The sequence below is a fragment of the Streptomyces bungoensis genome (assembly GCF_001514215.1).
GTDB lineage: Bacteria > Actinomycetota > Actinomycetes > Streptomycetales > Streptomycetaceae > Streptomyces > Streptomyces bungoensis.
The window spans coordinates 60,228-82,732 of record NZ_KQ948856.1 but is presented as its reverse complement, the minus strand read 5'-3'; the positions used below and the strand labels follow the sequence as shown (position 1 = coordinate 82,732).

Here is a 22,505-nt window from a genome sequence, read left to right as displayed (position 1 = left end):
CGGCGGGGTGGTCCGGTGCCCAGCCACCGGACCACCCCTGCCACCCAGCCCTGCCCACAGCTAAAATCCGCACGTCAGGGCCGCTCCGGAGCTGCAGCGCGCCCCCACCGCAGAGCTGCACGAGGAGCCGCCCCTCATGGCCGAACACCCCGCCTACCCCGTAGGCCTCCGCCTCTCCGGCCGCCGCGTGGTCGTCCTCGGCGGCGGCCAGGTCGCCCAGCGCCGCCTCCCGGCGCTCCTCGCGGCCGGCGCGGACATCGTCCTGGTGTCGCCCGAGGCGACCCCCTCGGTGGAGGCGATGGCGGACGCGGGCGAGCTCACCTGGCAGCGCCGGCCGTACGCCGACGGCGACCTCGCCGGCGCCTGGTACGCCCTCATCGCCACCAGCGACCCCGAGGCCAACGCGGCCGCCTCCGCCGAGGCCGAGCGCCACCGCGTGTGGTGCGTCCGCTCCGACGACGCCGACGCGGCGACGGCCTGGACCCCGGCGACCGGCACCAGCGAGGGCGTGACGGTGGCCGTCCTGACCGCCGAGGCGCGCGGCCGCGACCCCCGCCACACCGCCGCCATCCGCGACGCGGTCGTCGCGGGCCTGCGCGACGGCACCCTGGTCGCCCCGCACCACCGCACCCGCACGCCCGGCGTCGCCCTGGTCGGCGGCGGCCCCGGCGACCCGGACCTGATCACCGTCCGCGGCCGCCGCCTGCTCGCCGAGGCCGACGTCGTCATAGCCGACCGCCTCGGCCCCCGCGACCTGCTCGCCGAACTCCCGCCGCACGTCGAGGTCATCGACGCGGCGAAGATCCCCTACGGCCGCTACATGGCCCAGGAGGCCATCAACAACGCGCTGATCGAGCACGCCAAGCAGGGCAAGTCGGTCGTCCGGCTCAAGGGCGGGGACCCGTTCGTCTTCGGCCGGGGCATGGAGGAGGTCCAGGCGCTCGCCGAGGCGGGCATCCCGTGCACGGTCGTCCCCGGCATCTCCAGTTCCATCTCCGTGCCCGCCGCGGCCGGCATCCCGGTCACCCACCGGGGCGTGGCCCACGAGTTCACCGTGGTCAGCGGCCATGTCGCCCCCGACGACGAGCGCTCCCTGGTGGACTGGCCGTCGCTGGCGAAGCTGACCGGCACCCTGGTGGTCCTCATGGGCATCGACAAGATCGGGAAGATCGCCGAGACGCTCGTCGCGCACGGCAGGTCCCCCGACACCCCCGTCGCCCTCGTGCAGGAGGGCACGACGGCCGCGCAGCGCCGGGTGGACGCGACCCTCGCCACGGTCGCCGAGACGGTCCGCGCCGAGGACGTGCGCCCGCCGGCGGTCGTCGTCATCGGCGCGGTCGTGAAGGCCGGACCGGAGTCGGTGGCCTGATCTCGCGTAACCTTCGGTAACCCGACTCGTTCCAGCCCGTTCCCGCCGTTGGCAGCACATCCCGGACAAGGCAGTATCACCCTGTGGCCGATCTCATCACCGTTGAGGATCCCGACGACCCGCGCCTGCGCGACTACACGGGACTGACCGACGTCGAACTGCGCCGCAAGCGCGAGCCGGCCGAGGGCCTGTTCATCGCCGAGGGCGAGAAGGTCATCAGAAGGGCCAGGGAAGCCGGGTACGAGATGCGCTCCATGCTGCTCTCGGCCAAGTGGATCGACGTCATGCGCGACGTCATCGACGAGCTCCCGGCCCCGGTGTACGCCGTGACCCCGGAACTCGCCGAGCGGGTCACCGGCTACCACGTGCACCGCGGTGCCCTCGCCTCCATGCAGCGCAAGCCGCTGCCGACGGCCGGCGAGCTGATGCGGACCGCCCGCCGGGTGGTGGTCATGGAGTCGGTCAACGACCACACCAACATCGGCGCGATCTTCCGCTCGGCCGCCGCGCTCGGCATGGACGCGGTGCTGCTGTCGCCCGACTGCGCCGACCCGCTGTACCGGCGGAGCGTCAAGGTCTCCATGGGCGCCGTGTTCGCCGTGCCGTACGCCCGCCTGGAGAACTGGCCCAAGGGGCTGGACTCGGTCCGGGAGGCCGGCTTCACGCTGCTCGCGCTGACGCCGGACGAGAAGGCCAGGGCCCTGGACGAGGCCGCCCCGCACACGATGGACCGGGTGGCCCTGATGCTCGGCGCCGAAGGGGACGGCCTGTCCACCCAGGCCCTGGTCGCCGCCGACGAGTGGGTGCGCATCCCGATGTCCCACGGGGTCGACTCGCTGAACGTCGGCGCGGCGGCCGCGGTGGCGTTCTACGCGGTGGCCTCGGGCCGGCCACGGTCCTGAGACCGGGCGGCCCCGGAGCCTGCCGGGGCCGGGGGCCAGGGGCGGGGCGGGGCCGGGGGTCACTTCCCCGCGTCGCCGTCGGCCTCCATGGTCGACTCGTACCGCTGTGACAGCAGCGCGCCGGTGAGGGCCGGCCGCGGGGAGGCCGGCTGCACCCGCTCCGGCCGCAGGTCGCCGCCGAGTCCGCGCGCCGGGCCCTGGCAGCCCTGCGCCAGCGCGATGCCGAGCGCCACCAGCAGCGTCACCACCACGAACACGAACAGCCGCTGGCGCAGCAGCCGGGGGTTGGCCGGGCGCAGCCCGGAACCCGTCCCACGCGGTGCCGGACGCCTCGTGCCGCTGTGCGGGCCGGGCCGGCTCCCGCCGCCCGAGCGCGGGCGGGCCACGCGCGGGACCGGGGTCGGACGGGCCGTGCCGGAGCGCGCCGAGGCGCCCCCACCGCGTACGGCACCCGCGCCCCGGGCCGGGGTGGTGCCCCGGGTGGGCGTGGTGCCGCGCGGCACCGGGGTGCCGGGAGCGGAGCGCCGCCGGCCGCGCTGGGGCTCGGGGTAGGTGTCGACCAGCCGTCCGGTGGGCCGGTCCGCCTCCGCGGCACGCGGCGCGGGCGGGCGTACGTCGGTCAGGCCCTGGGCCTCGCGGGCCGCGATCTCCTTGAGCCGCAGCGACAGTTGGAGCGTGCTGGGCCGGTCCTCGGGGTCCTTGGCGAGGCAGGCCCGGACGAGCGGGGCGAGCGCGTCGGGGACGCCGTGCAGCTGCGGCTCCTCGTGCACCACGCGGTACAGCATCACCTCCGAACTGCCCTGTCCGAAGGGGGAGTCACCGGTCGAGGCGTAGGCCAGCGTGGCGCCCAGCGAGAACACGTCCGTCGCCGGGGTGACGGCGGCGCCGCGCACCTGCTCGGGCGCGAGGAAGCCGGGGGAGCCGACCGCCGTGCCGACATGGGTGAGGGTGGAGGCTCCGGTGGCCCAGGCGATGCCGAAGTCGATGATCCGCGGCCCCTTCGGGGACAGCAGGATGTTGGACGGCTTCAGGTCCCGGTGGACCACGCCGGCCTCGTGCACGGCGACCAGCCCCTCGGACAGGGCCGCGCCGATCGCCGCCGCCTCGGCCGCGACGAGCGGGCCGTCGTCGGCGACCTTGTCGTGCAGCGAGGGCCCGGGCACGTACTGGGTCGCGAACCAGGGCCGCTCGGCCTCCAGGTCCGCCGCGACCAGCCGGGCGGTGCACCCGCCCCGGATGCGCCGGGCCGCCGAGACCTCGCGGGCGAACCGCGACCGGAACTCCTGGTCCTCCGCCAGATCCGGCCGGATCACCTTCAGCGCGACCCGCTGCCCCTTCTTGTCGGAGCCGAGGTAGACCACACCCATCCCGCCCGCCCCGAGCCGTCGGTGAAGCCTGAACGAGCCGACGACACGCGGGTCCTCGCGCCTCAGGCGCATCATCGCCATGTTCATCCCCGCTGCCCGGTCCCTGTGACGTGGCACAGCTTACGTTTCCACGGCCGCCCGCGCGCAGAGGCCGCGCCCTCTCGGGCGGACGGATTGTGCGCGTGGGGTGCGGGAGGTGAAACGCGGTCAGGATGCCAGTGCGGGCACTGCTCTTGGGTCGAGTGGTCCATCAACGGGGGCACGGTGTAAGGACGTTGATCACAGGGGGAATGACCAGGGCCGCCGCGCCGCGCTGACCCGGGGAGCCGGGCGGCCGGCCGCGGGGACCGGGCCCGGGACGTGCCGTCCGGTCGGCGCCGCCCGCCCTCCGCACCCCGCCGAAGTGACCGAAGTCACGCGGTCCTCCCGGGGTCCAGGTCCGGACATGGCGGGACACGGCGGGCGCCCCCTCCGGGAAGACCCCGAGAGTCATGACGGCGTCTCCAACCAGGGGAGTACTCCGCGGGCCGGGGCTCATCCTCCGGGAGGCCCGCGATTCGGTACGACGGCATGACGTCCGCCGGGCCCCGCGATCCTAGATTTGAGGTCAAGCGGCGGGCGCAGCACTCGTCCCCCGAGGTCAAGCGCCCGCCGCTGCCGACGACAACAGAGACGGTCAGGAGAGGGACCATGGCCCACACGGCACCGCGACGCACCGCGTTCGCCACCCGCCGGACGGGCCGCCGCCACCCCCTGGTGGCGACCCTGATGGCCCTTCCCCTGGCGGCGCTGCTGCTCCTCGTCTTCGACGGCTGGGAGACAGTGGCCGCACAGGCGTCGTCCGTGGGTGCGATGCTGGGGCGCTGAGCGGCGCCCCAGGCCCGGAAGAGCGGTCCGGGCGGGGACATCCCATCCAGGAAACCCCGTGGGGACGGGGGTGCGGCGGACGGCACAGATGCCGGCGCAGCTGGGGAGCTGCGCCGGCATTGCGCCGTTGTACGGGGCTGTGGGGCGGTGGTGGTGGTCCGGGGTGCGCCGTGGTGGAGCTGCCTCGTCGCGCGGTTCCTCGCACCCTTCAGGGGGTCGGGGGGCTGCCGGGGTGTGCGGCTGGGGTGGCGGTCGGCGCCGGTCTCGGGGTCTTGGCTGATGCGTCGTCGCGGTCCGCGGGCGCGTGGTGGCTGGTCGCGCGGTTCCTCGCGCCCCTGAGGGGTGGGGGTGCTGTGGGGTGTTCGGCTGGTGGCTGGTCGCGCGGTTGGCTGCGTCGCCGGAGCGGTGCAGTACCGTCGGCCGCACAGTCCACCCTTCCGAGGCCTCCGTGACCACCGATGCCACCGTTCTTCTGCCCGCGCTCGCCGCACAGGCCGGAGCCGCCGCCCACCCGGAAGGCGGCGGAGCCCCCTGTGCCTGTGGCAGCACGACGCTCGCCGACCGGCCCGACGCCACCGTGGTCCGGCATGCCGGAGTCGTCGCGAAGGCCCACGCCCCCGGCACCGACCCCGACGAGCTGGCCCTCCGCCTGAGCGCGGCCGCCCGCGTCCCGGACGTCCTCCTGCCCCCGCTCACCACCACCGCGGCCACCGTCCGCGACCGCCTCGTGACCCTCTGGCCGTACGGCGCCCCCGTGGATCCGGACGACCCCGGCGCCGCTCCCTGGGAGGCGGCCGGCGCGCTCCTCGCCCGGTTGCACCGGACCGCCATGACCGGACCCCTCCCCCCGATGCGCGGGCCGGTCCGGGCCGCCCAGGCCGTCGGCCGCCTGCGCACGGCCCTGAGCGGCACGCCCCACCCGGCCGGACCCCCGGTGCTCCGGGCCTGGGCCGCCCTGCCCGCCTGGGCCCGCGCCGAGGCCCCCATGCCGGGGCCGCCGGCCCTGTGCCACGGCGACCTCCATCTCGGCCAGCTCGTCCGCCACCCCGACGCCGACGCCGACGCCGACGGCGACTGGCGGCTGATCGACGTGGACGACCTGGGCTCCGGCGTGCCGGCCTGGGACCTGGCCCGGCCCGCCGCCTGGTACGCCTGCGGGCTCCTCCCACCCGGCGAGTGGACCCGCTTCCTGACCGCATACCGCGAGGCGGACGGCCCCGCCGTACCGGCCGGCGGCGATCCCTGGCCCGTCCTGGACGTCCCGGCCCGTGCCCTCACCGTGCAGACGGCGGCCCGTGCCCTCACCAAGGCGCTCGCGGCCGGCCGCCCGCTGGACGAGGTGGAGCAGGCCCTCGTCGACGCCTGTGCCCGAATGATTCCGATTCCGCACCAGTTGACGCGCGGATTCCCGACGTAGGCTGCAACCGGCCAGGGCCGGACGGAGTCTGTCCTGGGGAAACACCAAGCAGGACCGACCGGCGAGGAGTTGAGCCGAGCATGAAGTGTCCGAAGTGCCACGCGGAGATGCACACCTACAACCGCAACGGCGTCCAGATCGAGCAGTGCAGCGGCTGCCGCGGCATCTTCCTCGACTACGGCGAGCTCGAGGCCCTGACCCGCCTGGAGTCCCAGTGGACCCAGCCGATGCCCCCGCCGCCCGCCCCGCAGGCCTACCCGGCCCCGCCCGCCCCGGCCTGGGGCGCCCCGCACGGCGGCGGCCACCATGGCGGTCACTACGGCGGTCACGGCGGCCACCACCGGCACAAGAGCTTCGGCCACATGCTGTTCTCCAGCTGAGCCCCCGTCCGCCGGCCGGGCCCCGGCGGACGACGAAGCCCCCGGCCGTACGAGACGGCCGGGGGCTTCCTGTGTGGACGATACTGGGATTGAACCAGTGACCTCTTCCGTGTCAGGGAAGCGCTCTCCCGCTGAGCTAATCGTCCTCAGACCGTGACCCACGGGTCACCGACTGTGCGTGCGCGATACTGGGATTGAACCAGTGACCTCTTCCGTGTCAGGGAAGCGCTCTCCCGCTGAGCTAATCGCGCCGGGAAAGGATCTTCGTGGAAGATCCAGTGGACGATACTGGGATTGAACCAGTGACCTCTTCCGTGTCAGGGAAGCGCTCTCCCGCTGAGCTAATCGTCCTTGGAGGTGGAGACGGGATTTGAACCCGTGTAGACGGCTTTGCAGGCCGTTGCCTCGCCTCTCGGCCACTCCACCAGGAGTGTAGGGGATCGGGACGACCCCTTCTTCCTTCGAGCGGACGACGAGGCTCGAACTCGCGACCTCAACCTTGGCAAGGTTGCGCTCTACCAACTGAGCTACGTCCGCCTGTCGTTTCGGTGCGCTTGCGCGTCCCGGCGACGTGTTGAACTCTAGCGGATTCCCGGGCTAGTACAAAAACGCGTTTACGCAGCGTGCTGCGCTGCGTCCCCCGGAGGACGTGCCCGGGGCCCCGGGCGGACACGCCCAGCCCCCCTTCACACGCCCGCCCTAGACTCGGTCACGTGCTTCAGCTCCCGTCCCGGCTCCCCCCGCTCGCCCGCTTCGGCGACCGTCTCGCCACCGGCCTCCTCGACGTCACCGGCGACCCCGCCGCCCTGGAATCGTCGGGCTTCTGGGCCGTCTGCGCCGACTTCGAGGGCCGTCTGACCTGCGCCCGCTTCGCCGACGTGCGCGAGGAGCCCGTGCCCGCCCCGGTGCCCGGCGGCTGGCGGGGCCCGGCGGTGGCGGACTGGACCTCCTCCCTGGACCGCGCCGCGTACACCGCGGCCGTGCAGCGGATCCGCGGGCACATCGCGGCCGGCGAGGTCTACCAGGCCAACCTCTGCCGGGTGCTCAGCGCGCCCGTCGCCCCCGGCGCCGACGTGGACGCCCTGACCGCCCTGCTGGCCCGCGGCAACCCGGCGCCGTATGCAGGAACGATCCGCCTGCCGGAGCACGGCGTGGAGATCGCCACCGCATCGCCGGAGCTGTTCCTGCGCCGGGACGGCCGCGTCGTCGAGTCGGGCCCCATCAAGGGCACCGGCCGCACCGAGGCGGACCTGCTGGAGAAGGACCACGCCGAGAACGTGATGATCGTGGACCTAGTCCGCAACGACATCGGGCGCGTCTGCGCCACCGGCAGCGTGAGCGTCCCCGACCTGTGCGCGGTCGAGAAGCACCCCGGACTGGTCCACCTGGTCTCCACCGTACGCGGCGAGCTGCGCCCGGACGCCGGCTGGCCGGAACTGCTCGCCGCCGCCTTCCCGCCCGGCTCGGTCACCGGCGCCCCCAAGTCCAGCGCCCTGCGGATCATCGAGGCCCTGGAGACCGCGCCGCGCGGCCCGTACTGCGGCGGCATCGGCTGGGTCGACGCCGACCGGGGCACCGGTGAGCTGGCCGTGGGCATCCGCACCTTCTGGATCGACCGCGCCGAGGGCCTTCTGCGCTTCGGCACCGGCGCCGGCATCACCTGGGGATCCGACCCGGAGGGGGAGTGGCGGGAGACCGAACTGAAGGCGTCCCGGCTGCTCGCGGTAGCGTCGGGGGCGTACGAGGCAAGCGGAGGGGCACTGACATGAGGATCTGGCTGGACGGCGGACTGCGGGACGCGGAGTCCGCGCACGTCTCGGTCTTCGATCACGGACTGACCGTCGGCGACGGCGTCTTCGAGACGGTGAAGGCGGTGGACGGCAGGCCGTTCGCGCTCACCCGCCATCTCGACCGGCTGACCCGCTCGGCCCGCGGCCTCGGCCTGCCCGACCCCGGCCACGACGAGGTCCGCCGGGCCTGCGCGGCCGTGCTGGAGGCCAACCCGATGCCGCTCGGCCGGCTGCGCATCACGTACACCGGAGGTCACGGCCCCCTCGGTTCGGACCGCGGCGACCACGGCCCGACCCTCGTGGTGGCCCTCGGCGAGGTCACGCGCCGCCCCGACTCCACCGCGGTGATCACCGTCCCCTGGACGCGCAACGAACGCGGCGCCCTCACGGGCCTGAAGACCACCTCGTACGCCGAGAACGTCGTCGCCCTCGCCCGCGCCCACGGACAGGGTGCCTCCGAGGCGCTGTTCGGCAACACCGTCGGCGAGCTGTGCGAGGGCACCGGGTCCAACGTCTTCGTCGTCCTGGACGGCGAGATCCACACCCCGCCCGTCTCCTCGGGCTGCCTCGCGGGCATCACCCGCGCCCTCGCCGTCGAGTGGACCGGCGCCAGGGAGACCGACCTGCCGCTGGACGTCCTGCGACGCGCCGACGAGATCTTCCTGACCTCCACCCTCAGGGACATCCAGGCGGTGCACCGCGTCGACGACCGGGAACTGCCCGCCGCGCCCGGCCCGGTGACGGCCAAGGCGATGCGGATCTTCGAGGAGCGGTCCGGCGACGACCTGGACCCCTGAGCCCGGGACACCGGCTGCCGCAGAGCCCGAAAATGGGTCGCCGCCGCGGGTCGCCGTGGGTAGAACACCTGTGATGACGACGACCCTGCGGCCGGTCGAGCCGCTCCAGGAGCACCCCGACGGGACCCGTTCCCGCCGCTACCAGGTGTGCGTGAACAGCCGCCCCGTCGGCGAGATCCGTCTCGGCACCTCGCCGTCCCTGGGCGCCGGCACCGCCCGGGTCCTCGCGCTCGAGATCGCCGAACCCGACCGGCGGCGCGGACGCGCCACCGTGGCCGCGCTCGCCGCGGAGGAGGTGGCCCGCGGCTGGGGCTGCGCCCGGATCGAGGCCATCGTCCCCGCCGGGGCGGAGGCCGCGCTGCGGCTCGCCGGCGCCCTCGGCTACACCCTGCGCAACCGCGGCATGGTCAAACGGCTCGGAGACACCCCGCCCGCCCTGCCCCCGGGCAGCCGCGCCCGGCCGATGACCCCGGCCGAGTACGAGGCCTGGTACGTGTACGCGTGCGAGCACTATGCCCGGGACTTCATGGACCGGGGCGTGAGCGAGGCCGCGGCCCGGGCCAAGTCCCGCCGGGACCACGAGACGCTGCTCCCGGCCGGCCTCCGCACCGACGGCACGCTCCTCAGCGTCCTGGAGCACGAGGGCACCCGGGTGGGCACGCTGTGGGTGTCGCTGCAGGAGGACAGGGCGTACGTCTACGACGTCGAGACCGACGCGGCCCACCGCGGCCGGGGGCACGGCCGCACCCTCATGCTGCTGGCCGAGCGCCAGTCCATCGAGGCCGGCCGCCCCGTCCTCGGCCTCAACGTCTTCGCGGACAACGCCCCGGCCGAGCGCCTGTACGAGTCGCTCGGCTACGAGACGACGGACTACTCCTACGCGAAGCCGCTGCTGTAGGGGCCGATCCGTCGCCGCCGGGCCCCGAGCCCACGAGCCCCGAGCCGTTGCCGTCGTCTCACTCCGGCCCGCCCTGCCCCCCGGGGCACGCGTGTGCCGCTGCCGCCTGCCCTTACGGGCCACTGTCAGGTCCGCCGGCTCCGGGTCGGCCCGACTTCTTCGGACCCTGCCGACATCCGTTCGGGACGGAAGGACACGGCCCGCCGGGGCGAACGCGTCGTGGCGCCTGGTCGAGAAGGCGTGCAGGCGCGCGGATGTCCGCCCGGCTCAGGCCCGCTGGCCCGCCAGCAGCCGGTCCGCGATCTCCTCGATCCGCTCGCGCAGCCCCTCCTGGCTCTTGCCGCCGTCGAGGCGCTCGCCGCCGATGACGTAGGTCGGCGTGCCGGTCACCCCGATCGCCTTGCCCTCGGCCTGGTCGGCGTCCACGATCAGGATGTGCCGGCCGTCGATCAGCGCGGTGTCGAACTCCTCGGCGTCCAGGCCCAGTTCACGGGCCACCTCGACCAGGAAGGGTTCTCCCTGACGGTCCAGCTCCGCCACCCGGCCCAGCACGGCCTCCACGTACGGCCAGCCCTTGCCCTGCTCCAGGGCCTCCTCGGCGGCCTGCGCGGCGGCGAAGGCGTGCCGGTGCTTCTCCAGCGGGAAGTGCCGCAGCCGCACGTCCAGCCGGTCGCCGTAGCGCGCGCGCAGGGCGCGGACGTCGTCCAGGGCGGTACGGCAGTCGGGACACTGGAGTTCGCACCAGACCTCGAGGACGACGGCCTCGGTGCGGGCGGGGGAGGAGTCGCTCATGGCGACCAGTCTTCCAGGCCGGACGCGGGCGGCCCAATCGGGATCCCGGGGACCCCTAGGGCCCCGCGCGCACCCGGCACCGCAGGAGGAGGCGACCCGGAGATCTCCCTGATGTCGGGCCGGAGCATGGCCGCGCGAGGTCCGTGCGGTGCAGGATGGAAGGGACGAAGCGCACGCCGCCGTGCCCCGCGGCACCTGCCGACCGACCGCGAGCCCGCCAGGAGGACCGGATGATTGCCGAGACCGTCTGCTCCGCCGCGTCCGCGGCGGGCCTGGGCATATCCGTGGTCACGGCCTACCGCAGGCGTTACCTCGCGGCCGCCCGCATCGCGGCCTACTCGCTGGTGCCGATCGGCCTGGTGATGACCGGCGTCGTCGGCTGGCTGGGGGACACCGCCTTCAGCCCCACCGCCTGGGCCGGCTTCGGCGTACTGGGCGCGGCCTGGCTGCTGTTCGCCGGCGCCCGCTCCGTCGAACGCCGGCGCGGCGGCACCCGGGCCGAGCGGAAGGCGGCGCGCGGCGCCGGGACCGGAGCGGTCGCCCCCGGCGCTTCGGCGCCCTCCCTGGGGTCCGGGACCACTCCCGCCGCACGGCCCGCCGGCTCGCGCGGCACCGGTTCCGCGGACGACTTCAGCGACATCGAGGACATCCTCAAGAAGCACGGCATATGACCTGAAACCGTTCACATTCGGAAGCAAGCCGAGCGGGTCGGTACGGAAACCGGTGAACTCCCGCACTCGGCGGGTGTGTGATCGCCAACGGCGTGCTCCGTGGGTCATCATCACCGCGAGATGCTGGACACGACCGAGAGCGAGGCCGCGCCGCCGAAGGACGAGCCGCGCGGGTGCCTCTTCGCCCTTTCCCAGCCACCGCTGATGATCTTCCTTGCGGTGATCGGGTGTCTCATCCTCATGGCTGCGCTGCACGACCTGCTGTTGCTGTGAGCCGTACACGTCCGTCCCGGCGCCACCCGCCGGGACCGGCGTCGATCCGCCGCCGGGGCGGGACTCAGCCCGCCGCCTCCTTGCGCCGGGCCCGGTAGGCGGCCACGTGCAGCCGGTTGCCGCAGGTGCGGCTGTCGCAGTAGCGGCGCGAGCGGTTGCGGGAGAGGTCCACGAAGGCGCGCCGGCAGTCCGGTGCCTCGCAGCGCCGCAGCCGCTCCTGCTCCCCGGCGACCACGAAGAAGGCGAGCGCCATGCCGCAGTCGGCGGCCAGATGGTCGGCCACGGAGGCACCGGGGGCGAAGTAGTGCACGTGCCAGTCGTAGCCGTCGTGGTCCGTCAGGCGCGGAGTGGTGCCGGCCGCCGCGACCAGGTCGTTGATCATCCCGGCCGCCGCACGGGCGTCCGGCGCGGCGAAGATCCCCGCGAACCGGCTCCGGACCTTCCGCACCGCCGAGAGGTCGAACTCCGACAGCACCCCGACATCGCTGATCTCGTGGCTCCGCACGAAATCGGCGAGGGCCGCCACGTCCAGCAGTCCGTCCGCCGCCGTCTCGTCCTCCGGCGCGGTGTTCACCAGATCCACCACGGTGTCGAGCGCGCACCGGGTGTCGTGGGTGATCAGCACGTTTCGCTCCCTGGCCTGGGGGGTCGGGCGGGCGCCCGCCGATGCTGGCCGATGGTAGCGACAACCGCGCTCGCCGTGCCGGGTCCCGCAGCCACCGGTTGCCGGTACAACGCACCCGCCCCGGCGCCGGTTCCCCGGCGCGGGCACAGCACGGCGCCGTCCCGCGAACACTCACGGTGACGACGCCGGGCGGTGCCGTATGCGGTTGTCCTGGCCCGAGCCGTCTCCCCGAGTGGACGGCGCCGGGCGGCTTCGAGGGGCCGCGGCCTAGCTCTCCGCCAGGATGTGCGAGAGCTCCTGATCAAGATCGAAGTGCCGGTGCTCCGTGCCGGGCGGCACGGCGGCGTCGGTCCGCTTCAGGAAGGACTCCAGGGCCCGCGCCGGGGCCTCCAGCAGGGCCTCCCCCTCCGGGGAGCTCAGGGCGATGCACACGACGCCCTGACCATGGCTGCGGGACGGCCAGACACGGACGTCGCCGGTCCCGGTGGGACGGTGAAGCCCCTCGGCGAGGAGGTCGCGGGCGAACACCCACTCGACGGTCTCCTCGGCTCCGGTGTGGAAGGTGGCGTGCACGGCGTAGGGGTCGGCCGTGTCGTACCGCAGGCCTGCGGGGACAGGCAGGGAGGACTCGCTCGACACAACGAGGCGCAGGTGCAGCTCGCAGCTGACCGTGGTGTTCATAAGCGCCAGGGCCTTTCGCTCAGTGTGCGCTCGGGGATTCGCACGTCGGCGAAATCGACATGCCACCTACGGTGCCGTTGTAAACCCCTCTGAGGGTTTTGCGTGTGTTTACGTAACTCTTCCGGCCGAGATCCCGGACGCGAGCTGCGTCCATTCCGGTGACGTGATTCACTCGGGTAGGGTTTGGATGTATGAATACGGGGAGTGACGAACTGGACGAGGTCGCCGTGACGGGGGACAGCGCGAAGGCACGGGAGCAGGGCCCGGAGCAGGCCTCGGGGGCTGCGCAGGGGCTCGGTTCCCGGGCGCCCGGGTTCATCAAGTCCCGCCGGGCCCTGCACGTGAGCTGGCAGGTCGGCGTCTTCGTGGTGGGCCTGGCCGTCGTCGGGGCCGGCATCGTCATGCTGCCGCTGCCCGGGCCCGGCTGGGTGGTGATCTTCGGCGGCATGGCGATCTGGGCCACCGAGTTCGTCTGGGCGCAGCTCGTGCTGCGCTGGACGAAACGGAAGGTCACCGAGGCGGCCCAGCGTGCCCTCGACCCCAGGGTGCGCCGCCGCAACCTCGCCCTGACGGTGACCGGCCTGGTGATCGTGGGGGCGCTGGCCGGGTTCTACGTGTGGAAGTTCGGCGCCGTCATGCCCTGGACGATCCGGAACCAGTGAGCCGGGGCCCGTCCGCCCACCGCTTCCGCCCCTGGTCGGATGCACTCCCTGACATGGGGTAATGTTCTTCCTGCGCCCGGGCGATTAGCTCAGTGGGAGAGCGCTTCGTTCACACCGAAGAGGTCACTGGTTCGAACCCAGTATCGCCCACCCGGAACCGACGGCCCGCCTGCGACAAGCAGGCGGGCCGTCGTCGTACGCCCGGACCTGACGTTTCACGTCGACTTCGCCGGCGCTCACGCACAACGGCCGCCCCTGCCCACCCGGCGGGTCGCCCGGGCCCCGGCCGGATCCGTCCGCGCGGCCGTCGCGGCGGCCCGTCGGCACCCGGCCGGCCTCGGCGGCCGAGAGAACGTCACCCCACCTGGGGGATCGCGCCGGCGGACGGCCGGTGGCGCCCACCCCCGCGTGGCGCGACTGCCAAGAAATCCTGTCCGAATCATTGACGCACCCTCGGCCCCTCCGTACCTTGTGCCAGCAAGCGCTTACTTGAAACGATTCACGACGGTGGCGGCAGAAGTTGCGGAGGGCCCGGCTATGGGGACCAGCAGGAATCTTGAGAGGCGTACGCTCCTGAAGGCGGCCGGGGCGTCGGCGGCCGCGCTCGGGCTCGCGACGACGGCCGGGTGCGGCGGCGGCAGCGGTTCCGGGGACGGGACGGTCACGATCCGTTACTCCTGGTGGGGTGCCGAGGAACGCGCCAAGAAGATCAACCAGACGATCGCGCTCTTCGAGAAGAAGCACCCGAAGATCAAGGTCAAGACCGACTTCCAGACGTATCAGTCGTTCTGGGAGAAGTTCCAGACCCAGGCGGCCGGCGGAAATCCCCCGGACGTATTCCAGAACGCCGTCACCTTTCTCCGGAAGTACGACAAGCGAGGAATTCTCCTCGACCTCAAGTCACAGGCCCAGGCGGGCAATCTGAGCCTCGATCACTTCCGCGCCGGCGTCACCAAGGTCGGCCAGGTCGACGGCAGGCAACTCGGAATTCCCGTCGGCTCCAACACCATGGCGCTCGTCATCGACAAGAAGGTCTTCCGGAAGGCGGGGGTCGAGCCTCGTCCCGGCTGGACCTGGGACGAGTACTTCAAGTCCCTGAAGACCGTCCACGACCGGACGAAGGTGGCGGGGGACACCGGCTACTTCACCATCATGTACCTGTACGACCTCTACCTCCGGCAGAACGGCAAGGCGTTCTACACCGAGGACGGACTCGGTTTCGACAAGGCCGACCTGACGGAGTGGTGGACCGACGGCTACAACCGGGTGAAGGCCGGCATCGTCACCGACCCGAAGGTCGTCCAGCAGGACATGCCCAAGTCCTCCCTCTCCGCCGGCCACGGTGCCTCGGAGTTCACCTGGGACAACTTCACCGTCCGCTACTCGGCGGAGGGTGACAGCACCTACGGCCTCGCCCCGATCCCCACCACCGACGGCAAGCACACCGGCCAGTACCTCGCCTCCCTGATGCTCAGCGCCTCCGCGCACACCGCGCACCCCAGGGAAGTGGCCCAGTTCATCGACTTCATGGTCCACGACCCCGAGGTCGGCAGGATCATGGGCTACGACCGGGGCATCCTCGCGAGCACCGAGCAGTACGGGGCGTACCGGCCGGCCGACGCGGTGAACAAGGAGATCGCTCAGTACGAGGAGGACACCGCCAAGTCCGGCGTCCTCGGCACGATCACCCCGCACCCCTCGGGTGCGGACACCATCGAGGCCGCCTTCCTGCGCATCGGCGGCGACCTCGGACAGGGCAAGACGAAGGTCGCGGACGCGGTGAAGCAGTTCTTCACCGAGTCCGAGGCCGCCTTCCAGGGCTGACGGGGGAGTCCCGTGACGCTCGTCAAGGACACCGTGTCCGCCGCCCGCCGGCCCCGCCCCGCCGCCACCGCGACCGCGGGGCGGCCGGGCCGCCGGCGGGACAACCTGGCCGGCTACCTCTTCATGTCCCCGTGGATCGCGGGCTTCCTGCTGCTGACCGCGGGCCCGATGGTGGCGTCGCTGTACTTCGCTTTCACCGACTACAACCTCTTCAACAGCCCGAAGTGGGTCGGTCTCGACAACTTCACCAGGATGTTCGACGACCCGCGCTGGCAGAAGTCGGTGGAGGTGACCGTCAGGTACGTGGTCATCGGCACCCCGCTGAAGCTGTTGCTGGCGCTTGGGGTCGCCCTGCTCCTGGCGCAGAGCCGGCGCGGCCAGGCCTTCTACCGGGCCGCCTTCTACGCGCCCTCGCTGATCGGCGCCAGTGTCTCGGTCGGCTTCGTCTGGCGATCGCTCTTCTCCGACGGCGCGATCGTGGACCGCACCCAGACCTTCTTCGGCTGGCACGTCGGGGGCTGGGTCGGCAACGCCGACTGGGTGCTGTACTGCCTGGTCGCGCTGACCGTCTGGCAGTTCGGCGCACCCATGGTCATCTTCCTGGCCGGACTGAAGCAGGTGCCCAGGGAGCTGTACGAGGCGGCCGAGATGGACGGCGCGGGACCCTTCCGCAAGTTCTGGAACATCACCCTGCCGATGATCTCCCCGGTGCTGTTCTTCAACGTCCTCCTGGAGACCATCCACTCCTTCCAGATCTTCGGCTCGGCCTACGTCGTCTCCAACACCTACTGCGGACCGGCCGACGCCACGCTCGTCTACACCTGCTACCTGTACCAGCAGGGCTTCCGGAACGCGCAGATGGGCTTCGCCTCCGCCATGGCGTGGATGCTGCTGCTCGCCGTGGCCCTGGTGACGGCCGTCCTCTTCTGGTCCCAGAAGAAGTGGGTGCACTACGAGGAGGGCGCCCGATGAGTGCGACCACCACCACCAAGCCCCCCGTCCTGGGCCGCCGGCGCACCGGCTCGCTCGCCTGGCACCTCGGCGCGCTGCTGGTCCTCGCGATCATCCTCTATCCCGTCGTCTGGGTCGTCGGCGCCTCGTTCAAGCCCAGCAAGGACATCGTCAACAGCCTCACGCTGTTCCCGTCCCACCCGATCCTGGCCAACTTCAAGGGCCTCGCCGACGGCATAGCGGACATCAGGGTGTGGACGTTCTTCCAGAACTCCCTCCTCTACGCGGGCGGTGCCGTCGTCGGCGTCCTGGTCTCCTGCTCGCTGACCGCCTACGCCTTCGCCCGCATCCTGTTCGCCGGCCGCAACCTGCTGTTCTCCCTGATGATCGGCACGCTGCTGCTGCCGTACCACGTGCTGCTGATCCCGCAGTACGTGATGTTCCAGAAACTCGGCCTGGTCAACACCTACGTGCCGCTGCTGGTCGGCAAGTACCTGGCCACCGAGGCATTCTTCGTCTTCCTCATGGTGCAGTTCATGCGCAACCTGCCCCGCGAACTGGACGAGGCCGCGCGGCTCGACGGCTGCGGGCACCTGCGCACGTACTGGTCGATCGTGCTGCCGCTGTGCCGGCCCGCGCTGATCACCAGCGCGATCTTCACCTTCATCAACGCCTGGAACGACTTCATGGGCCCGCTCATCTACCTCAACGAGCCCGGCAAGTACACCGTCTCCCTGGGCCTGATGATGTTCCGCGACTCCGACGGCGTGGCCGCCAACTACGGTGGGATGATCGCGATGTCGCTGGTCGCGCTGCTGCCGGTGCTGCTGTTCTTCCTCGCCTTCCAGCGGTACCTCATCGACGGCATGGCGACCTCCGGACTCAAGGGCTGAGGGGGGACCATGGCGCACGCGCGGGTGAAGCCCCCCAGGGAGTCCGGGTTCGCCGACCGGTTCGGTCTCTTCGCCGAGTGTCTGCTCACCGGCGTGTGGATCGCCGTGGCGTCGCTCGGCGTCGTCACCTACCCGGCCGCCTTCGCCGCGGGCGCCCGGCACCTGCGCCGTCGTACGGCCCACGAGGGCGGCGGTGGGCGCGAGTTCGCCGCCGACTTCCGGGCCGCCCTGCGCGGCGGCTGGGCCGTCGGGGCCGTGGGGTGGGTCGTGGCGGCGCTGGCCTGGGTGGACGTCCAGGCCGTGCGCGCCGGGCTGCCCGGCGGGCCGCCGGCCGGGGCCGTGGGGCTGCTCGCGCTGATCGGGCTCGCCGTGACGGGGCTGCGCGCGGCGGCGGTCTGGGCGCCGGGGGAGAGCTGGCGCGTCCTGCTCGCGACAGCCGGCCGCCGTACCGTCCTCGACCCGGCCGGGTCCTTCCTGCTCGTCGGCGGAGCGGTCCTCGTCTGCTGCTCCGCCCTGTTCATCGCCCCGCTCGCGGTCCCGGTGCTGGGAGCCGTCGCCGCGGCGGCCGTCGCCGTGGAGGAGCGGTACCGGCGCCGCTGACCGGCGGTGTTCCGGCGCACGCGGCCCCCTGCCCGGCGCCGCCTCGATCTGTCATGCCCCTGACCAGATGCACGGACCAGACATCCCGCACGGAGAGGAACGGCTGAACCATGTCTCCCATCCCCCGCAGGTCCCTTCTCAAGGCGGCCGCGGTCGCCGGAGCCGCCGCCCAGTTCAGCTGGGCCCTCGGGGCCAAGGGCGCCGAGGCGGCCCCCGCGGCCCCCGCCGGCGGCGCCGACCCGGTGACCCTGGACTGGCTGGAGGACGGCGGCCTCGGTGCCGCCCCCGGTTCCACCGTCGGCGTGCCCTGGCCGATGGGCGCCCACGAGGAGGGCCAGGGCTTCGCCGTCACGGACGCCGACGGCAAGGACGTGCCCGTCCAGTCCTGGCCGCTCGCCTACTGGCCCGACGGCTCCCTCAAGTGGACGGCGCACGCGGTCGCTTCGGGCTCCGGCAGGCTCACCCTCGCCGCCGGCCCACCCGCGGCACCCGCCCGGAAGGTCACCGTCGACCACGGCGGCGGCACCGTCGACGTCTCGACCGGCGTCATCACCGCGAAGATCGGCAAGAACGGCTCGACGATCATCAGATCCGTCACCCGGGGCACCACCGAGATCGCCCGGAACGGCAGACTCGTCCTCATCCGGCAGCCCGAGGCCGAGGCCGAGGACGGGGACCAGGGCACGGTGAAGACCGAACGCTTCGACGGCGCGATCGACGAGGTCACCGTCGAACAGGACGGCCCGGTCCGCGCGGTGGTCCGCGTGGACGGCCGGCACCGCAGGGGAAGCCGCAGCCGGCTGCCCTTCTCCGTCCGGCTGTACTTCTACGCCGGAGCCGACTCCTTCCGCATGGTGCACACCATCACCTACGACGGCACCCCGGAGCCCGGAAAGACGAGCGGCGACTTCGTCCGCGGACTGGGCGTCCGCTTCTCCGTGCCGATGCGGGACGCGGCCTACGACCGGCACATCCGCATCGGCGGCGAGGGCACCGGCCTGCTCCGCGAGGCCGTCCAGGGCGTCACCGGGCTGCGCCGCGACCCCGGCGCCGCGGTCCAGGCCGCCCAGTACGAGGGCAGGAGGCTGCCCGACCCGTCCACCTGGGACCAGCGCGTCACCACCCGCCTGCAGTACATCCCGCACTGGGGCGACTACACCCTCTCCCAGCTCTCCGCCGACGGCTTCACCCTGCGCAAACGCACCAAGCAGGGCTACGGCTGGATCGGCGCCGGCGGCGGCAGGCGGGCCTCCGGCTTCGGCTACGTGGGCGGCGCGAGCGGCGGACTCTCCTTCGGGCTGCGCGACTTCTGGGAGAAGTTCCCCGCCCAGCTCGACATCCGCGACGCCCACACCGGCGAGGCCACCGTCACCCTCTGGCTCTGGTCGCCCGAGGCGCAGCCGATGGACCTGCGCTTCTACCACGACGGCATGGGCCAGGACACCTACGCCGAACAGCTCGAAGGCCTCAACATCACCTACGAGGACTACGAGCCCGGCTTCGGCACCCCGTACGGCATCGCCCGCACCTCCGAGCTGATGTTCTGGGCCAACGACTCCACGCCCGCGGCCGGCACCCTCGCCGACCAGGTCCGGGCCGTACGGACGCCGCCGCAGCTCGCCGCCCCGCCCCGGCAGCTGGTCAAGGCCAAGGTGTTCGGACCCGGCCTGTTCTCCGAGCCGGACCGCTCCACCGCCGCCAAGGCGAAGATCGAGGACCACCTCGACTTCCTCTTCACCTACTACCGGGACCAGGTGGAGCAGCGCCGCTGGTACGGCTTCTGGGACTACGGCGACGTCATGCACACCTACGACTCCGCGCGGCACGTCTGGCGCTACGACATCGGCGGCTACGCCTGGGACAACTCCGAGCTCTCCACCGACCTGTGGCTCTGGTACGCGTACCTGCGCAGCGGCCGCCCGGACATCTTCCGCTTCGCCGAGGCGATGACCCGGCACACCGGCGAGGTCGACGTGTACCACCTCGGCAAGTGGGCGGGGCTCGGCACCCGGCACGGCGTGCAGCACTTCGCCGACAGCGCCAAGCAGCAGCGCATCGCCAACACCACCTACCGCCGTTTCTACTACTTCCTCACCGCCGACGAACGCGTCGGAGACCTCATGCACGCCAACGTCGACTCCGACGAGACCTTCCTCGTCCTCGACCCCCTGCGCAAGGTCCGCACCGACCCCTACACCCCCGACCGGCACGCCCTGTCCATCGGCTTCGGCACTGACTGGAGCGGCCTGGTGTCGGCCTGGCTCACGGAGTGGGAACGCAAGGGGCCGAAGTGGGAGAAGGCCAGGGCGCGCGTGCTGTCCACGATGGAGGGCATCGCCGCCCAGCCCAACGGATTCGTCCAGGGCGGCGGCCTGTACGACCTCGACACCGGGAAGTTCGCCGTCGCCGGTCGGCCGGTGGTGTCGGTCTCCCACCTGTCGGCCGTCTTCGGCCTCAACGAGCTGTGCGCCGAGCTGATCCACCTCGTCGACATGCCGAAGTTCAAGGAGGCGTACCTGGACTACTGCCGCTACTTCAACGCCACCAAGGCCGAGCAGGCGGCCCGCTACGGCTCCGACTTCGGCACGCTGCTGCTCTTCCAGGGCCACTCGCGCCTCGACGCCTACGCCGCCGTACAGACCGGTGACGCGGCGCTCGCCCGGCGCGCCTGGACCAAGTTCTACCACTCCGACGGCTACACCGAGTCCTCCCCGTGGAGGACGGAGAAGCTGACCGGGCCGGCCGCCCTGGTCGAGGGCGGCGAGGCGAGCTGGGTGTCGACCAACGACACCGCCCTGTACGGCCTCGCGGCCATCGAGAACCTGGCCCTGCTCGGGGACAGGATGCCCGGCTAGCGGGGATCGGGGAGCGCCGTCGCACGGGCGGCGGCGCTCGTCCGGACAGTGTGGTGCGCGCCGTGGCGCGGCGCATGAGTACGCGTACTCAGACCCGTGCCACCCGGGCAGACTCCCCCCATGGACTGGACCCACTACGACTTCCGTACCCGGTGGTCCCTGCCCTTCCCACCGGGGGCCGTATATGCGGTGCTGGAGCGGCTCGAGGACTATCCGCGCTGGTGGCCGCAGGTGCGCTCGGTGACCCGGACCGGCGGCGCCACCGCCGTCCTCACCATGCGCTCCGCCCTGCCGTACGACCTGACCTGCACCGCCCGCGAGACGTGCCACGACCCGGCCACCGGCATGCTGGAGATCGCCCTGTCCGGTGACCTCGAGGGCCGGGCCCGCTGGACGGTCACCGCCGACGGCGCCGGCACCCTGGCCCGCTACGACCAGGCGGTCGACGTCACCAAGCCCCTGCTCAGGCGGCTCGCCGTGCCCGGCCGGCCGCTCTTCCGCGCCAACCACCGGCTGATGATGCGAGCGGGCCGGCGCGGACTGCTGCGCCGGCTCGAAGCGGTTTGAACGAACCCCGAGGGGACCTGTATTGTTCAGTGCGTTCCCGGGCGATTAGCTCAGTGGGAGAGCGCTTCGTTCACACCGAAGAGGTCACTGGTTCGAACCCAGTATCGCCCACCACCGACGAGACCGGTCTGCACACGCAGACCGGTCTCGTCGTATGCGGCGGGAGGTCACGCGTCCGCGGTGCGTCGTCGAGGGAGGTCTCGTGAGCGGCAGAGCAGCCCAGGAGCAGCGGAAGACGGGGAAGGGTGACGTCGATCCGGCGGCGCCGGGTGCGGTCGCTGGTCCTCGTCGTCCTCGTCCTGGCGGTGTTCGGCACCCTCGCCGCAGCCGCCCAGGCCGTCTCCAACAGGACGGCGGTTCTCCCTCGACCTCACCGACGTCCTGCTCGCCGCCGTGGTCCTCTCCAGCACCGGTAGGTGGCGGTGGCGGCGGAGGCGCCGGGGGCGGAGGTGGCGGCTCCTGGTGAGGCCCGGGGCGCCGGCCGCGGCGCCCCGCTCCGTCACGCCGCCGCCGGCAGCTCCGGCCTCAGGGGCCACTCCGTGCTGACGATCTCGTCCGAGCCGCTGCGCGCGAACCACGCCTGCAGCCCGCGTGCCTGCGCCGCGTGCCAGCCGGCCTGGAGGGTGTGCAGCTCGCCGGGGGACAGGCGCTCGAGGCGGGTCGCGAAACGGCGGCCCACCGCCCGGACGACCTCCAGCGCGGCCACCGCGTCCGCCGCCGCGTCGTGCGCTCCCTCCAGCGGCACGCCGTAGTGCGCGCACAGGTCGGTCAGCGTGCGGCGGCCCTTGCGGTACCGGTCCAGGTGCTTGTCCAGGACCCGGGGGTCCAGCACCAGCAGCGGGCGCGCGTCGAACCAGCGGTCCAGCGCGGACGCGCGGTGCCGGCGCAACTCGCGGTCCAGCAGCGTCAGATCGAACGGGGCGTTCATCACCACCAGCGGGCGCCCCATCGCCGCGTGCTCGGCCAGCTGCTCGGCTATCTCGTACATCACCGGCGCCGGCCACCGGCCGTTGTGCTGCAGGTGATCCTCCGTCAGACCGTGCACCGCCGTCGCCGCCTCGGGCACCGGCACGCCCGGGTTCACCAGCCAGCGGGTGATCCGGGGACGGGTCCCCGGCGCGTCCTGGACCACGACGGCGGCCGACACGATCCGGTCGGTCTCGACGTCCACGCCCGTCGTCTCCGTGTCGAAGGCGGCCAGCGGCCCCTCGTACCAGCACGTCGTCATGCCAATCCAACTCCTCGCTCACGCACGGCAGGTGACGTTCCGTCTTCTGCCCGTTTGGTGATACCCGGGCCGTTTGCGCCGTACGCCGGAAGGAGA

Annotated in this window: 22 protein-coding genes and 7 tRNA genes; 19 read left to right on the top strand and 10 right to left on the bottom strand. The window is 72.6% G+C overall.

Annotated features, from left to right (window positions below):
* Window positions 1-136: 136 nt before the first annotated feature.
* The gene (gene cobA, locus AQJ66_RS14880; RefSeq protein WP_061921054.1) at window positions 137-1,369 is read left to right on the top strand and encodes a uroporphyrinogen-III C-methyltransferase; all 1,233 of its coding nucleotides are present in this window, start codon (window positions 137-139) and stop codon (window positions 1,367-1,369) included.
* Window positions 1,370-1,452: 83 nt separating this feature from the next.
* Window positions 1,453-2,271: a TrmH family RNA methyltransferase gene (locus AQJ66_RS14875; protein ID WP_061921052.1), complete on the top strand. Its 819-nt coding sequence runs from the start codon at window positions 1,453-1,455 to the stop codon at window positions 2,269-2,271.
* A gap of 59 nt (window positions 2,272-2,330) precedes the next feature.
* Here the strand turns inward: AQJ66_RS14875 and AQJ66_RS14870 are convergent, their stop codons facing one another.
* A complete protein-coding gene (locus AQJ66_RS14870; protein ID WP_079060227.1) occupies window positions 2,331-3,725 on the bottom strand; it encodes a serine/threonine-protein kinase in 1,395 nt (464 codons plus the stop codon).
* Window positions 3,726-4,328: 603 nt separating this feature from the next.
* Between AQJ66_RS14870 and AQJ66_RS39385 the strand changes: the two genes are divergently transcribed.
* The 3 genes from AQJ66_RS39385 (at window position 4,329) to AQJ66_RS14860 (ending at window position 6,302) form a co-directional block, all read left to right on the top strand.
* Window positions 4,329-4,505, top strand: coding sequence for a hypothetical protein (locus tag AQJ66_RS39385; RefSeq protein ID WP_167359163.1), 177 nt, complete (start codon window positions 4,329-4,331; stop codon window positions 4,503-4,505).
* 448 nt (window positions 4,506-4,953) lie between these two features.
* A complete protein-coding gene (locus tag AQJ66_RS14865; RefSeq protein WP_061921693.1) occupies window positions 4,954-5,922 on the top strand; it encodes an aminoglycoside phosphotransferase family protein in 969 nt (322 codons plus the stop codon).
* Window positions 5,923-6,002: 80 nt separating this feature from the next.
* Window positions 6,003-6,302 (top strand): TFIIB-type zinc ribbon-containing protein, encoded by a 300-nt coding sequence (locus AQJ66_RS14860; RefSeq protein ID WP_061921050.1) that lies wholly within the window; start codon window positions 6,003-6,005, stop codon window positions 6,300-6,302.
* A 74-nt stretch (window positions 6,303-6,376) separates the two neighbouring features.
* Here AQJ66_RS14860 and AQJ66_RS14855 read toward each other — a convergent pair.
* The 5 genes from AQJ66_RS14855 to AQJ66_RS14835 all read right to left on the bottom strand — a co-directional run bounded on the left by AQJ66_RS14855 (window position 6,377) and on the right by AQJ66_RS14835 (window position 6,839).
* Window positions 6,377-6,448: transfer RNA gene (locus AQJ66_RS14855), tRNA-Val, on the bottom strand.
* A 33-nt stretch (window positions 6,449-6,481) separates the two neighbouring features.
* Window positions 6,482-6,553: transfer RNA gene (locus AQJ66_RS14850), tRNA-Val, on the bottom strand.
* Window positions 6,554-6,581: 28 nt separating this feature from the next.
* A tRNA-Val gene (locus tag AQJ66_RS14845) sits at window positions 6,582-6,653 on the bottom strand.
* A gap of 1 nt (window position 6,654) precedes the next feature.
* Window positions 6,655-6,728: transfer RNA gene (locus tag AQJ66_RS14840), tRNA-Cys, on the bottom strand.
* A gap of 38 nt (window positions 6,729-6,766) precedes the next feature.
* Window positions 6,767-6,839 (bottom strand) — tRNA-Gly (locus tag AQJ66_RS14835).
* 176 nt (window positions 6,840-7,015) lie between these two features.
* Here AQJ66_RS14835 and AQJ66_RS14830 point away from each other — a divergent pair.
* From AQJ66_RS14830 to AQJ66_RS14820, 3 genes are all read left to right on the top strand, one after another.
* Entirely contained in the window at window positions 7,016-8,071 is a 1,056-nt protein-coding gene (locus tag AQJ66_RS14830) for a chorismate-binding protein (protein WP_061921048.1), read from the top strand.
* Window positions 8,068-8,889: an aminotransferase class IV gene (locus tag AQJ66_RS14825; RefSeq protein WP_061921046.1), complete on the top strand. Its 822-nt coding sequence runs from the start codon at window positions 8,068-8,070 to the stop codon at window positions 8,887-8,889. Before AQJ66_RS14830 ends, AQJ66_RS14825 begins: the two co-directional genes overlap by 4 nt.
* A 73-nt stretch (window positions 8,890-8,962) precedes the next feature.
* A complete protein-coding gene (locus AQJ66_RS14820; protein ID WP_061921044.1) occupies window positions 8,963-9,787 on the top strand; it encodes a GNAT family N-acetyltransferase in 825 nt (274 codons plus the stop codon).
* A 267-nt stretch (window positions 9,788-10,054) separates the two neighbouring features.
* Here AQJ66_RS14820 and AQJ66_RS14815 read toward each other — a convergent pair whose 3' ends face one another.
* Window positions 10,055-10,579, bottom strand: coding sequence for a DsbA family protein (locus AQJ66_RS14815; protein WP_061921042.1), 525 nt, complete (start codon window positions 10,577-10,579; stop codon window positions 10,055-10,057).
* 230 nt (window positions 10,580-10,809) lie between these two features.
* Between AQJ66_RS14815 and AQJ66_RS14810 the strand changes: the two genes are divergently transcribed.
* Complete coding sequence (locus AQJ66_RS14810; RefSeq protein WP_061921040.1) at window positions 10,810-11,250, top strand: hypothetical protein; 441 nt, start codon at window positions 10,810-10,812, stop codon at window positions 11,248-11,250.
* Between the two features lie 120 nt (window positions 11,251-11,370).
* Window positions 11,371-11,523 carry a hypothetical protein gene (locus tag AQJ66_RS39380; protein ID WP_167359162.1) on the top strand — a complete coding sequence of 51 codons (153 nt, stop codon included), beginning with the start codon at window positions 11,371-11,373 and terminating at the stop codon, window positions 11,521-11,523.
* Between the two features lie 64 nt (window positions 11,524-11,587).
* On the opposite strand, the gene AQJ66_RS14805 is transcribed toward AQJ66_RS39380, so the two are convergent.
* Together AQJ66_RS14805 and AQJ66_RS14800 are read right to left on the bottom strand one after the other, a co-directional pair.
* Entirely contained in the window at window positions 11,588-12,148 is a 561-nt protein-coding gene (locus AQJ66_RS14805) for a CGNR zinc finger domain-containing protein (RefSeq protein WP_061921038.1), read from the bottom strand.
* Window positions 12,149-12,415: 267 nt separating this feature from the next.
* On the bottom strand, window positions 12,416-12,829 hold the full coding sequence (locus AQJ66_RS14800) for an SsgA family sporulation/cell division regulator (protein WP_004002642.1): 414 nt from the start codon (window positions 12,827-12,829) through the stop codon (window positions 12,416-12,418).
* Window positions 12,830-13,020: 191 nt separating this feature from the next.
* On the opposite strand from AQJ66_RS14800, the gene AQJ66_RS14795 reads away from it, so the two are divergent.
* The 9 genes from AQJ66_RS14795 to AQJ66_RS14755 all read left to right on the top strand — a co-directional run bounded on the left by AQJ66_RS14795 (window position 13,021) and on the right by AQJ66_RS14755 (window position 21,295).
* A complete protein-coding gene (locus AQJ66_RS14795; protein WP_061921036.1) occupies window positions 13,021-13,491 on the top strand; it encodes a TIGR02611 family protein in 471 nt (156 codons plus the stop codon).
* 78 nt (window positions 13,492-13,569) lie between these two features.
* Window positions 13,570-13,641, top strand: a tRNA-Val gene (locus AQJ66_RS14790).
* A gap of 387 nt (window positions 13,642-14,028) precedes the next feature.
* Window positions 14,029-15,315 (top strand): ABC transporter substrate-binding protein, encoded by a 1,287-nt coding sequence (locus tag AQJ66_RS14785; protein ID WP_061921034.1) that lies wholly within the window; start codon window positions 14,029-14,031, stop codon window positions 15,313-15,315.
* Window positions 15,316-15,327: 12 nt separating this feature from the next.
* On the top strand, window positions 15,328-16,287 hold the full coding sequence (locus AQJ66_RS14780; protein WP_061921032.1) for a carbohydrate ABC transporter permease: 960 nt from the start codon (window positions 15,328-15,330) through the stop codon (window positions 16,285-16,287).
* Window positions 16,284-17,159 carry a carbohydrate ABC transporter permease gene (locus AQJ66_RS14775; protein ID WP_061921030.1) on the top strand — a complete coding sequence of 292 codons (876 nt, stop codon included), beginning with the start codon at window positions 16,284-16,286 and terminating at the stop codon, window positions 17,157-17,159. Before AQJ66_RS14780 ends, AQJ66_RS14775 begins: the two co-directional genes overlap by 4 nt.
* Window positions 17,160-17,168: 9 nt before the next feature.
* Window positions 17,169-17,759: a hypothetical protein gene (locus tag AQJ66_RS14770; RefSeq protein ID WP_061921028.1), complete on the top strand. Its 591-nt coding sequence runs from the start codon at window positions 17,169-17,171 to the stop codon at window positions 17,757-17,759.
* 110 nt (window positions 17,760-17,869) lie between these two features.
* Window positions 17,870-20,614 carry an exo-rhamnogalacturonan lyase family protein gene (locus AQJ66_RS14765; RefSeq protein ID WP_061921026.1) on the top strand — a complete coding sequence of 915 codons (2,745 nt, stop codon included), beginning with the start codon at window positions 17,870-17,872 and terminating at the stop codon, window positions 20,612-20,614.
* Between the two features lie 120 nt (window positions 20,615-20,734).
* Complete coding sequence (locus AQJ66_RS14760) at window positions 20,735-21,181, top strand: SRPBCC family protein (protein ID WP_061921024.1); 447 nt, start codon at window positions 20,735-20,737, stop codon at window positions 21,179-21,181.
* A gap of 39 nt (window positions 21,182-21,220) precedes the next feature.
* A tRNA-Val gene (locus AQJ66_RS14755) sits at window positions 21,221-21,295 on the top strand.
* A gap of 385 nt (window positions 21,296-21,680) precedes the next feature.
* On the opposite strand, the gene AQJ66_RS14750 is transcribed toward AQJ66_RS14755, so the two are convergent.
* A complete protein-coding gene (locus AQJ66_RS14750; RefSeq protein WP_061921022.1) occupies window positions 21,681-22,409 on the bottom strand; it encodes a 3'-5' exonuclease in 729 nt (242 codons plus the stop codon).
* Window positions 22,410-22,505: the final 96 nt, after the last annotated feature.